We start from the raw sequence: 11,871 nt of genomic DNA, 5'->3' as shown, positions 1-11,871 counted from the left end.
CAACCAGGCGTCGGCTGCGCTCATCCAGGAACGGGGCCAGGAGCTCGAACCGTTCCTTGATGCCGGCCTCTCCATCCATGCGTTGAAGTGTAACATGGCCAGCGCGGTTTCGCGACGGTTATTATGTGCCAGACCCTTAGTATGTGCTTAAGTACACTTAAGCCGCATCAAGGAGGCTTAGTACAATGGTCTGCCGAGAAACATGTGATCGCTGCAAGGGCAACAAGTACGTGCACGTGACGACCGCAAATGGTCAGCACAAACCCACGCCATGCCCTCAGTGCGGCGGCAACGGGTTCAAGATCCGCGTGTCGCTGAGTTCCAGCGCACGCCGCTAGGACCACCCGCTCTCCCGTCTCCACCAGCGAGACATGTAGTTCGCAAGCACCGCAGCCGACAGAATCGCGAGCGCGAACAGGTAGGACAGGGGCGTCACCCCGAATCTCCCTGCGGCAACCCCGACAACAAGCGCGTAGATCACTCCCGTCGCCATACCATACGCAAGCGCATCGGTCATACGTCGCGTGCCCCACGCGAGAGAAAACGCCATAACACTCCCGGCCGCCGCATAGGCCACAATCGCGCGCCGGAGCCAGTCTCCCGCACTCCCCGAGCCGTAGTCCGCGAACTGTCTAGGCAAAGATGCGTCGAGGACGCCGACGAACAGCACCGCAGAACCCGCTAGGACCATCACGATCCCCAGAGCCGTGAACTTCGCAATGCGGTTCTCCTCGGCACGTACTGCCCAGGTCGGAGCCACGAAGGTCACGGGGGCGCCGTCTTCGAGCCGCGGCGCAGTCGGGTAGACCATCACGGGCACGTTCGGCACAGTCGGCATCTTCATGCCTTCCACCCCGAGGACCTCGCGTAGCCGCGTCACACGACGGTTCTCGGGGTCGTCCTCGTCATCGGTGCTGTCCTCGCCGGTCCAGCAGTAGAAGAGCTGCGCCATCCCGGGACCTGCGGTAGGCACGAAGTTGTTGAATCGCACCGATTTCTCGAGCGCCGAGAGCCTCGAGCCGGGATCCTTGAGCAGAAGCATCCCTTCCCCGTCCGCGACCTCGGCATGACGCAGTTGCGACGCGCGGTGACCGAATAGCAGCAGCTCGGAGATGATGATGAACAGCATGACCAGGGCGTAGAAGCCGACCACTTCGCTCGGCACGTTCACGGTCGTGGTGGTCACCTGGTGGCTGTTTGGGAGAGGCATCGTGGCCTCCCCCTGGTCAGGACATCCTCCTCGGCACGCATGCGGCTTGTGCTGAAGCGCCACAGCGGCGCCATGAGCGCGGTGACCGCGCTGGCCCACAGCGTGTCCCCCTTCCGCAAGCGAGTCATGAGGTTCGCGAACACGGCCCTCTGCTCGTCGGGGGTCAGGCGCTCGGTGAGCCCGCGCGTCACGCCCACGATGGGGCGGCGGTGTCCCCAGCCGAACACGAATGCGTTGACGTTCGGCGTCTCGATGACGTGCATGGCCGGCGCGATCTCAAAGCCAGAGGCGATAGCCATGTCCTTGAGCGCGTACTTCGTCTGCAGGAGCTCGCCTTTGGGGACGAGCGGCGCTTCAAGCCGCTTCGCGAACCAGCGCTCGTCACGCGTGAGTGCCCAGACCATGTATGCCAAGGACGCGCCACCGGCCGCCACCAGAAGCCCGATTCCGATGGCCACGGGCTGCACTCCCGACAGGTCCACACCCATGCGAAAGGCGTAGGCCAGCACGAATACTCCGATGACGAGCAACGCGATGACCGCGAAGAGCGCCATCGAAATCGTAGAGACCGCGAAGAACAGCACGAGGAACACGACCAACCGCACGCGATTGCGATCGACCCGGTCCCACAGAGGCTCCCTGCGGTTCTCGCGCACCTCGTAGCGCGCCATCGCGGCTCTCCCGGCTACTTGCGGCGGCGGTCCGCCAGCTCGGACGCCAGGTCGTCGAGCGTCATACCCTCGCGTACCATGACGACCATGAGGTGGTAGATGAGGTCGGCGACCTCGTAGCGGATCTGGGGAAGGTCGCGGTCGCGTGCGGCGATGATGACCTCGCCCGCCTCCTCGGCGATCTTTTTGAGGAGCTTGTCTTGCGGGCCCTGAAGCAGCTTGGCGGTGTAGCTGGCCTCGGGCATGTCGCGTTTGCGCTGCTCAAGTACGGTGTAGACCGATGCGAGCACATCGCCGATCTCCGGCTGGCTCGCCGGACGCGGCGCGCCGAGTGGACTCTCCGTCATGCGCTACTCCCCCTGTCTTGCCGCAAGCGACCCCGGCTCGGGGTACAGACGGCGATAGAAACACGAATGCTCCATCGTGTGGCAAGCCACACCGGTCTGATCCACGGAGACGAGCAGGCAGTCCGCATCGCAGTCGTAGCGGATCTCGACCACGCGCTGCGTATGACCGCTGCTCTCCCCCTTCATCCAGTACTTCTGCCTCGACCGGCTCCAGAACCACGTCGAGCCGGTCTCGACCGTCTTGGCAAGTGAATCGGCGTTCATGTAGGCGACCATGAGCACTTCGCCGGTGTCGTGCTGCTGGACGACCGCCGGGATGAGGCCGGCTGCGTCGTACTTCAGGTCCTCGATGCCGAGGAGGTCCTTCTCACGGTCCACGGTGCTCCCTTCCTGATTGGGCCGTCCTACAGCCGCACGGGGATTCCGTGCGACTTCATGTGCTCCTTGACCTGCCGGATCGAGAACTCGCCGAAGTGGAACACGCTCGCGGCAAGCACGGCGTCCGCGTCGGCCTCGACGACGACTTCCGCGAAGTGGTCGAGCTCCCCTGCACCGCCGCTGGCGATGACGGGGATGTTGAGCGCCCCGGTGATGACCCGCGTGAGATCGATGTCAAAGCCGTCCTTGGTCCCATCGCAGTCCATGCTCGTGAGCAGGATCTCACCGGCCCCACGGCGCTCGGCTTCGCGCGCCCACGCGAGCGCGTCGATACCGGTGTTCGTGCGCCCGCCCGAGACGAAGACTTCCCAGCGCGCAGGTGACGACCCCGGGATGCGCCGGGCATCGATGGCAACCACGATGCACTGGGCACCATAGATCCGGGACGTCTCGGTGATGAGTTCGGGGGCGTTCACCGCTGCAGAGTTCATCGATATCTTGTCGCAGCCCGCGGACAGCATCGCGCGAATGTCCGCCGCGCTCCGCATCCCGCCGCCCACCGTGTATGGGATAAAGACCTCCTCGGCAGTGCGCCGGGCGACCTCGAGCATGAGCGGGCGCTCTTCATGTGTGGCCGTGATGTCGAGAAACACGAGCTCGTCGGCGCCCTCACGGTCGTAGACTGCCGCAAGCTCGACTGGATCTCCGGCGTCGCGCAAGTTGACGAAGTTGATGCCCTTGACGACGCGCCCCTCGTGAACGTCCAGGCACGGGATGACCCGCTTCATCAGCACGCAGGTCAGTCCTCCCCGCGCCGCCCGGCGGCGATAGCCTCGGGAAGCGTGAATGCACCTTCGTACAGCGCCATACCTATGATCACGCCCTCGATCTGTGGGCCGATGCTCACGAGATCGGCGATGTCAGCAAGTGATGCCACACCGCCCGAGGCGATGATGGGGATGGTGACCTGGTCGACCAAAGCGCGGTAGGCGCCGTAGTTGATGCCCTGCTGCGTGCCGTCGTAGGAGATGTCCGTGTACGCCACGCGCTTCACGCCGAGGAGCTCCAGCTCACGGACGAGTTCGAGCACGCCGTACTCCGTACCCTGGCGCCAGCCCTCGATGGCCACCTTGCCGTCACGCGCGTCGATGCCCGCAACAATTCCCGGGAACGTCGCACATGCCATTGCCACCATCTCGGGATGCATGATCAGCGATGTGCCGAGCACGACTCGCGCCACACCCGCGTCACACAGGCGCTGCAGCGTCTCCATCGTGCGGATACCGCCGCCCGTCTGCACCGGCACGTCGACGGCCTCAACGATCGCCTCGATGATCTCGATGTTCTCGGGCTTGCCAAGGACCGCGCCATCGAGGTCGACCACGTGCAGCCACTCGGCTCCCTGGTTCGCCCAGATGCGGGCCTGATCGACAGGGTCGTCGTTGTAGACCTTGACGGCATCGAGCCGACCCTGGTAGAGCCGCACGGCCTTGCCGTCGAGAATGTCGATCGCCGGGAAGATCTTCATTGCGCGCGCTCCTTGACGATTCGTCCGAAGTTCGAGAGAAGAGCAAGTCCTGCCGAGGACGACTTCTCGGGGTGGAACTGGACGGCGTAGGCGTCACCAACCTGCACCGCTGCAGCAAACCGAATGCCGTACTCAGCAGTTCCGATAATACATGAGGAGCCTTCCGGATTCAGGAAATACGAGTGCACGAAGTAGAACGCCGTGTCCTCGGCGATTCCGGCAAAGAGCGCGCTCCCGCGCGGATACTGCACCGTGTTCCACCCGATGTGCGGGATCTTCACCCCACCTGGCAAGCGTTCGCATGTCCCGGAGACGATGCCGAGGCCTTGCCACTCCCCGTCCTCGAGTCCGACATCGGCCAGCAGCTGCATCCCCAGACATATGCCAAGGAATGGCGTCCCCTCCGCTACCCGGCGCACGACGATGTCCCACATCCCGCTCTCGCGCAGGTTCTGCGAAGCGTCGCGAAACGCCCCGACGCCGGGCAGCACGATAGCGTCGGCAGTCTCGAGCACCATCGGGTCATCAGTCACCCGCACGTCGGCGACCCCCGCGTGCTCAAAGCCCTTCTGAACACTCCGAAGGTTTCCCATCTTGTAGTCGGCTATCGCGATCATGCGGCGCCCTCAGCGGCGAGGGCCGGGGTGTTCGGGCAGAGGGTCCGCGCGCAGTTCCGCAGGCGGGGCAGACGCGTGGGGGCGCCAGCGGCGCGCCCGGGCGTCGAGGGCCCCCGCCGAGGACTGCCCGAGCACGGACCCTCTGCCCGCGCCCCGGCCGTCACAGTGAACCCTTCGTGGAGGGAACGCCGTCTGCCCGCGGGTCGACTCCGACCGCTTCGCGAAGTGCGCGCGCGACGGCCTTGAACGAGGCCTCAACGATGTGGTGACTGTTCTCGCCGGCCAGGCTGTGGACGTGCAGAGTCAGCCCGGCGTTGGTGGCCAGTGCGACGAGGAACTCCTTGGCCAGCGTCGTGTCGAAAGCGCCGATGAACTCGATCGGCAGGTCGACCTTGTAGACGAGCCCGCCTCGCCCGGAGATGTCGATGGCAGCCAGCACCAGCGCCTCGTCCATCGGCACGGCAGCGGAGCCGAACCTGCGGATCCCGCTCTTGTCGCCGAGCGCTTCGGCGATCGCAGCCCCGAGGCATATGCCGACGTCTTCGACCGTGTGGTGCGCGTCGACCTCCAGGTCGCCGGTGGCACGCACGGCGAGATCGAGCAGTCCGTGGCGCCCGAAGGCATCGAGCATGTGGTCGAAGAAGGGAACGCCTGTGGCAGCTTCGACCGCGCCGGTCCCGTCGAGGTCGACAGTGACCGCGATGTCGGTCTCCTTCGTCGCGCGCGATATCGTGGCTGTCCTACCCATCTCTACTCCGTCTCCTCCCCGTGGCGCGCGTGCGCGCCGCTCGTGAGCAGCGCCGACTCCGTGCGCGCTGCCAGCACATCGTGCATGGCTTCCAGGAAGCGCGTGTTCTCCTCGGCAGTACCGACCGTGACACGCAGGCAGTCCTCAAGTCCGGGCGTGCGCGAGAAATCGCGGATCAGCACCGAGTGGTTGTGCAGCAGATCGCGCCAGAGGGCCGCGCCGTGCGCGACGCGGAACATCACGAAGTTCGCCTCGGACGGGAAGGTCTCGACCCCGCCCATGTCCGCCAGCCCGTGCAGCAGCCGGTCGCGTTCCCGCATTATGTCGCGAATCGCCGGCTGGAAGACGACCCGCTCGCGGAAGACCTTGGTCGCGACCCACTGCGAGAACGCGTCCACCGAGTACGGCTGGCGCACCTTCATGAGCTCGCACACCACGTCTTCGTGACCGAGGAGGTAGCCGACGCGTATGCCCGCCAGCGAGAACGCCTTGCTGAACGTGCGCAAGATGACAAGGTTGGGGTGGCGGTCCATGTGCGGACGCATCGTGTGACGGCTGAACTCGAAGTACGCTTCGTCGACAAACACGAGCGCATCGGTGGCGTTGAGCACGTCGATGAGGAAGGTCTCGGGCGCCAGGTCGCCGGTGGGGTTGTTGGGGTGAGAGATCACTATGACGTCTATGCCACCATCCGCGAGGCGCGCGAGGACCGCGTCCGCGTCGACGGCGAAGTCCTTCGTCCGAGGGATGCTCACTATCTCGGTGCCCGTACTCTGCGCGTCGATGGCGTACATCGAGAACGTCGGCGGCAGGTCGATCATCTTTCGCCCTGGCCCACCCCACGCAAGCAAGACGTCGAAGATGAGCTCGTCTCCGCCGTTGCCCACGAGCACGTTGCTTGACTCAAGCCCGTTGGCCTCGGCGATGAGCTTGCGCAGCTCCTTCGCGGTCGGGTCGGGGTAGCGGTTGAACGGGAATCTCGGCAGCCGTTCTGCGAGCCACTCCCTTATTTCCGTGGGGAGGTTGTCGGAGTGCTCGTTGCTCGCCAGAACGACTTCGGCCTTGATGTCCTTGGCGTCGTACGGGACGAGCGACTCGAGCTCGGGACGTGCCGGGCGGATGCGGTCCACTACGCATCACCGCCGGCGTCCGCGTCGTCGTCCGCGTCGTCGTAATCTGCGAGTTCCTCGGCCAGATCATCCATCGCGTCGAGGCGCAGGGCTACCGCGGCGCTGTGCGCCCACAGCCCCTCGCGATCGGCGATCGTCATCGCTACCGGTCCGTCCATGACGAGCGCCTCGTACGAGTACGAGAGCACGCTCGACTTCTTGACGAAGTCGTCGACAGACAGCGGGCTCGAGAAGCGAGCGGTGCCGCCGGTGGGAAGCACGTGGTTCGGGCCGGCAACGTAGTCACCGACCGACTCGGGCGTCCATGGTCCAAGGAAGATCGCGCCCGCATTGCGGATCGAGCCGAGGATCTCGAAAGGATCGGCCATCTGGATCTCCAGGTGCTCGGGTGCGATGAGGTCGACCGTATCGAGCGCCGCGACGATATCGGGGCAGACCACGACCACGCCGTTGTCGGTGAGCGACTGGCGCGTGATGTCGCCACGCGGCGACTCCGCGAGCAGCGCGTCAAGCGCCTCGTTCACGGCGTCGGGAAGCCCGGGATCGGTGGTCACGAGGTAGGTCGCGGCACGCGGGTCGTGCTCGGCCTGGGCCATGAGGTCGATGGCGACGAACGCAGGCACGGCGGTGTCATCGGCAAGCACGAGAACCTCGCTCGGACCCGCGAGCATGTCGATGCCGCAGTCGCCCATCACGAGCTTCTTGGCAGCGGTCACGTATGCATTGCCCGGACCGACCACCTTGTCGACACGCGGGATGGTGTCGGTACCGTATGCGAGCGCGGCAATGGCCTGTGCGCCGCCGACCTTGTAGATCTCCTCGATGCCGGCTTCGGCGGCCGCCGCAAGCGTGTGCGGATCGACGCTTCCGTCCGCTGCTGGCGGAACGACCATCGCGATCTCCTCGACCCCTGCCACCTGCGCGGGAATGGCGCTCATGAGCACGCTGGACGGGTAGCAGGCCCGTCCGCCGGGCACGTAGATGCCCACGCGCGAAAGAGGCGTGACCTTCTGGCCAAGGAAGATGCCTCCCTCCTGGGTGGTGAACCAGGACTGCGGCACCTGCCTGCTGTGGAAGTCCTCGATGGCGCCGGCGGCGATGGCGATGGCGTCGAGGAAGTCCTCGCCGACGGCCGCTACAGCGGCCTCGATCTCCTCGACGGAGACCCGAATGTCGGTCAGTTCCACGCCGTCGAATCGCGCCGTGTACTCGAGAAGCGCCCTATCGCCCCGTGCGCGAACGTCATCGACGATTCGCGCCGCCGAGGAGATGATCTCGGCGTCGACCCCGCCCGAACGGGCGAGGGACTCGTCGGTCAGCCGCTCTCCGCGCTTCAGCTCGATTCGTCGCATCATGTCGTGTGGTGCCTCTCTCTCGCCTGCGGCCCCGCGGCCCCGCAGCTGGGGGGTCCGACGCGGGGCGCCTGACCCCGACTATTGTAGCCCCACCTCTGACAAGCGCCGTGCCAGTTCGGTAACGCGTCCGGACACCGTCCGCAAACTCACCGGGTTCGCGACGAATCGCGCCGAGGAGTCCAGCACGTCATCCACAATGCGCATACGGTTCTCCCGCAGCGTGGTCCCGGTGGCGGTGATGTCCACGATCTGATCCGCAATGCCGATCAGCGGTGCGATCTCGATGTTGCCATTGAGCTTGACGATCTCGACCTGCACCCCGCGCCGCGCGAAGTAGCTCTCCGCGATGCGCGGGTACTTGGTCGCGACACGGATCACGCCGAGGTGACGGTAGTGCTCCTCGATGGTCGCCGAGGCTTCCTCGGGCTCTGCCACGACGAACCGGCAAGCGCCGAATCCGAGATCGAGCATCTCCACCACGTCGAGGTCGGCTTCTACCAGCACGTCCTTGCCCGCGATACCGACGTCGACAGCGCCGTACGCGACATAGACCGGAATGTCGGTCGGCTTGCCGATGACGAACTCCACCTCGTCGGTGCGGACGATCAACTGACGCCCCGGGTCCGCAAGTCCGCCAACGTCGATACCCGCAGCGATGAGCACGCAGACGCAGTCGGCGAAGAGCGCGCCCTTGGGGACGGCTACCCGGAGCCGAGCGCTCGAGCCGCCGTCCGCCGCCGCTGTCGACCTGCGCGCGATCACAGGCCCTCACCCCCGATCGCGTCCGCGAGCGACGGCGGCGCTGGGAGCGGCTCGGCGAGCGGGGCCACCCGCTCGCCGGCGCGGTCGAGGCGCAGGATGCGACCATCGGCGACGAGCAACGCCTCGACCGCGCATGCGGCCGCGGCCTCGCGCGCGAGTTCGGGGCCGCACGTGCCGATCGCGAGCCGCACGCGCCAGCCCGCGGACCGCAGCCGCGCAGCCGCCGGGAACGCTTCGCTCGCGGAGCCGCCGAGCAGGGCGTCGAGCCGCCGCACGGCGGGCTCGGCGCCCTGCTCGGCGAGCGCGATGTGGAGGCGTTCGAGCCCGACGGCGAATCCGGCCGCCGGTGCGGGGGCGTCGAACTCCGCAAGAACGCCGTCGTAGCGGCCCCCTCCACCGATCGCCAGGCCGATGCCGGGCGCGTAGACCTCCAGGACGACGCCCGTGTAGTAGTCGAACGAACGCATGATGCCGAAGTCCAGCGAAACACGACTGTCCACGCCCAGAGTTGCAAGCAGGTCCCATGTCTCGGCGAGTTCGTCGAGCAGGTCAGAACCACCGCAGCCGGCGACCAGTTCGCGACACGCGTCGATGGCCTCCCGACCGCCGCGTACCCTCGGCACGCCCGAGAGTGCGCTGGCAACGCTCGCCGGAACCCCGGGCTGCACCGCAAGCTCGTCGATGGCGACAAGATTGCGCTCGTGGGCCGCTCGAAGAACCGCGTCGTTCCACGCAAGCTCCATCCCGGCCGCCTCGATCACGCAGCGTAGCACCGCGACCGTCCCCACTCCGACTGTGAACTCCCGCAGTCCTGTGGCCTCGAGCGCCTCGACGAACACCGCGATGACCTCGGCATCGGCCGCAGGTCCCGCCTCGCCGATGAGCTCGACGCCCACCTGCGTGAACTGACGCAACTGACCCCGCAACGATGCTTGCTCGCGGAAGACATCCGCGACATAGCGAAGGCGCTTCGTCCCGGACTCTCCCGCAAGCCGGGACGCGACGAGCCGCGCGATCGGGACCGTCATCTCGGGGCGCAGGGCCAGCAGGCGACCATCGGCGTCAAAGAGCCGGAATGCAGTCCCTTCCAGCGACGCTCCCGCGCCACGCTCCAGCACGGCATAGTCCTCGACAACGGGGGTCTCCACACGTCCGTAGCCCCACGACTCAAGCACTTCGGACATGACCGAGGAAATGCGCTCTCGCTCCGCCGCTTCCTGCGGCAGAGCGTCGCGAAACCCTCTCGGTGTCATCGGTCTCATACCGGCGTCTCCAATACTCCATCACAGTAGAGTGCTAGAGTAGTGTAGCAAACACAGGCATCCTGTCAACCGCGCAAACAGGATACCGCCGGATCCTCACCCGGCTTCGCGAATCGCGCTTCCCCCGAAGAGCTCCATGAGCTCGGCATGGAGGCCTGCTGCGAACCGGTCTACCGCTCCGCACTTCCAGACCTTGGTCGATTGTGAAGCCGTGATGTGCAGTTCGAGGGTGTCTTTGCCGGGGTAGTGCGCCAAGATCTCCTTCAGCTTGTCGGCTCGCCCGTTGCCGAACGTAGCGGCATCGGTCTCGACGACGACCGTGCCCGGCGCCCGATCGAACGTAGTCCCGTCGAACGGCTGCACCTCGGAGACTATGAGTTTCTTGCCGCGGTCCGAGTCTTCGAGTCTCGCCTTGAACCGCAGAACCGAATCCTCCAAGATCGCGTCGCGGTTCTTCTCGTAAACCTGAGGAAACAGAACCGCCTCGATGTTGTCCTCAAGATCTTGCAGGGTAACGATCGCCATCATCGTGCCCTTCTTGGTGGGACGGCGATCCACGCTCGCGAGAATGCCGGCGAACCATCCCGTCGTGCCGTCGGCGAGTTCGTCCACATCTCCGAGAGAGTGGTCCGATGCCGCGCGAACGAGGTCGGCGATGCCGCTCAAAGGGTGGTCGGAGACGTAGATGCCAAGCATCTCCTTCTCGTTCGCCAGCTTGAACTTCTTGTCCCATTCGTCGTCGTTTGGCGCGGGAACGTCCTCGGCGAATCCGAGGTCTTCCTCGGCGAACATATCGAACATCGAGACCTGGCCGTTCTCCGCGTCACGCTGCCGCTTCAGAGCGGCCTCGGCCACGCCTTCGCGCTCGACCATGTGCCAAAGATGCTTGCGCGTGTAGCCCGTCGAGTCGAATGCTCCGGCCTTCACGAGTGCCTCGAGCGTCTTGCGATTGATGAGCCTCAGGTCCACGCGGGCGCAGAAGTCTTGCAGCGACGTGAACGGTCCGCCCTCGGTGCGAGCGGCAACGATCGATTCGACGACTCCCTCGCCCACCCCTCGGATTCCGGCGAGGCCGAAACGGATGCCGTCCTCGACCGCCGTGAAGTCAGGTCCCGAGGAGTTCACGTCAGGCGGCAGCACATGCATACCGCTCCTGTTGCATTCGGCGACGTACTTCACGATCGCTTCGGTCTTGCCCGTGTAGGACGTGAGCACAGCGGCCATGTACTCGAGCGGGTAGTGGGCCTTCAGGTAGGCGGTCTGCATCGTGAGCAGCCCGTATGCCGCCGAGTGGCTCTTGTTGAACGCGTACTCCGCGAACGGTTCGATATCTGCCCACATGCGAGCTGCAAGCCCCGGATCGTAGTCGTTCGCCGCCGCACCCTCAACCCAGGCGTCCTTCAGCTTGTCGAGGACGTCGCGCTGCTTCTTGCCCATCGCCTTGCGCAGCTTGTCCGCCTTTGCTGCGGAGAACCCGCCCATCGTCATGGCGATGCTCATGACCTGCTCCTGGTAGACCACCGTACCGTAGGTCTCCTCCAGGATGGGCTTGAGCCGGTCGTCGTAGTACGTGACCTGCTTGCGACCGTGCTTGCGATCGACGAAGTCCTTCACCATGCCGGACTTGAGCGGTCCGGGGCGATAGAGCGCGAGCAGCGCCACGATGTCGGCGAACGCCGTGGGCTTCATGTCGCGCAGCAGCGCGCGCATTCCCGGCGACTCCACCTGGAAGACACCCGACGTGTCTCCTCGGCGTAGCAGATCGAAGGTCTTCTCGTCGTCGAGCGGGATGGTATCGGGGTCGATGCCGTGGCCATGGATGCGCTCGATGTTGCGCACCGCCGTCGCGATCACGGTGAGCGT

13 protein-coding genes are annotated in these 11,871 nt (G+C 65.7%); all 13 read right to left on the bottom strand.

The window, feature by feature from the left end; genetic code table 11:
• Positions 1 to 334: 334 nt before the first annotated feature.
• The gene (locus Q8K99_03840) at positions 335 to 1,210 is read right to left on the bottom strand and encodes a hypothetical protein (protein MDP2181682.1); all 876 of its coding nucleotides are present in this window, start codon (positions 1,208 to 1,210) and stop codon (positions 335 to 337) included.
• Positions 1,183 to 1,881, bottom strand: a complete 699-nt coding sequence (locus Q8K99_03835) for a M48 family metalloprotease (GenBank protein ID MDP2181681.1) — start codon at positions 1,879 to 1,881, stop codon at positions 1,183 to 1,185. Before Q8K99_03835 ends, Q8K99_03840 begins: the two co-directional genes overlap by 28 nt.
• Positions 1,882 to 1,895: 14 nt before the next feature.
• Entirely contained in the window at positions 1,896 to 2,228 is a 333-nt protein-coding gene (gene hisE / locus Q8K99_03830) for a phosphoribosyl-ATP diphosphatase (protein MDP2181680.1), read from the bottom strand.
• Between the two features lie 3 nt (positions 2,229 to 2,231).
• Complete coding sequence (gene hisI / locus Q8K99_03825; GenBank protein MDP2181679.1) at positions 2,232 to 2,606, bottom strand: phosphoribosyl-AMP cyclohydrolase; 375 nt, start codon at positions 2,604 to 2,606, stop codon at positions 2,232 to 2,234.
• Between the two features lie 26 nt (positions 2,607 to 2,632).
• The gene (hisF, locus tag Q8K99_03820; protein MDP2181678.1) at positions 2,633 to 3,400 is read right to left on the bottom strand and encodes an imidazole glycerol phosphate synthase subunit HisF; all 768 of its coding nucleotides are present in this window, start codon (positions 3,398 to 3,400) and stop codon (positions 2,633 to 2,635) included.
• A 5-nt stretch (positions 3,401 to 3,405) separates the two neighbouring features.
• Positions 3,406 to 4,134 carry a 1-(5-phosphoribosyl)-5-[(5-phosphoribosylamino)methylideneamino]imidazole-4-carboxamide isomerase gene (hisA, locus tag Q8K99_03815; protein MDP2181677.1) on the bottom strand — a complete coding sequence of 243 codons (729 nt, stop codon included), beginning with the start codon at positions 4,132 to 4,134 and terminating at the stop codon, positions 3,406 to 3,408.
• Positions 4,131 to 4,751: an imidazole glycerol phosphate synthase subunit HisH gene (gene hisH / locus Q8K99_03810; GenBank protein ID MDP2181676.1), complete on the bottom strand. Its 621-nt coding sequence runs from the start codon at positions 4,749 to 4,751 to the stop codon at positions 4,131 to 4,133. Before hisH ends, hisA begins: the two co-directional genes overlap by 4 nt.
• Positions 4,752 to 4,911: 160 nt before the next feature.
• Positions 4,912 to 5,499: an imidazoleglycerol-phosphate dehydratase HisB gene (gene hisB, locus Q8K99_03805; GenBank protein MDP2181675.1), complete on the bottom strand. Its 588-nt coding sequence runs from the start codon at positions 5,497 to 5,499 to the stop codon at positions 4,912 to 4,914.
• A 2-nt stretch (positions 5,500 to 5,501) separates the two neighbouring features.
• Positions 5,502 to 6,629, bottom strand: a complete 1,128-nt coding sequence (gene hisC, locus Q8K99_03800; protein MDP2181674.1) for a histidinol-phosphate transaminase — start codon at positions 6,627 to 6,629, stop codon at positions 5,502 to 5,504.
• A complete protein-coding gene (gene hisD / locus Q8K99_03795) occupies positions 6,629 to 7,984 on the bottom strand; it encodes a histidinol dehydrogenase (protein MDP2181673.1) in 1,356 nt (451 codons plus the stop codon). The genes hisC and hisD overlap by 1 nt, the downstream gene beginning before the upstream one ends.
• A 78-nt stretch (positions 7,985 to 8,062) precedes the next feature.
• Positions 8,063 to 8,746, bottom strand: coding sequence for an ATP phosphoribosyltransferase (gene hisG / locus Q8K99_03790; GenBank protein MDP2181672.1), 684 nt, complete (start codon positions 8,744 to 8,746; stop codon positions 8,063 to 8,065).
• Positions 8,743 to 10,008, bottom strand: a complete 1,266-nt coding sequence (gene hisZ / locus Q8K99_03785) for an ATP phosphoribosyltransferase regulatory subunit (protein ID MDP2181671.1) — start codon at positions 10,006 to 10,008, stop codon at positions 8,743 to 8,745. Before hisZ ends, hisG begins: the two co-directional genes overlap by 4 nt.
• 96 nt (positions 10,009 to 10,104) lie before the next feature.
• A partial coding sequence (dnaE, locus tag Q8K99_03780) for a DNA polymerase III subunit alpha (GenBank protein ID MDP2181670.1) occupies positions 10,105 to 11,871 on the bottom strand: 1,767 nt, incomplete at its 5' end.

This window comes from Actinomycetota bacterium, assembly GCA_030682655.1.
Taxonomy (GTDB): Bacteria; Actinomycetota; Coriobacteriia; order Anaerosomatales; family JAUXNU01; genus JAUXNU01.
Note: the sequence above shows the minus strand (reverse complement) of the source record. Positions and strands in the feature narration are given on the sequence as shown.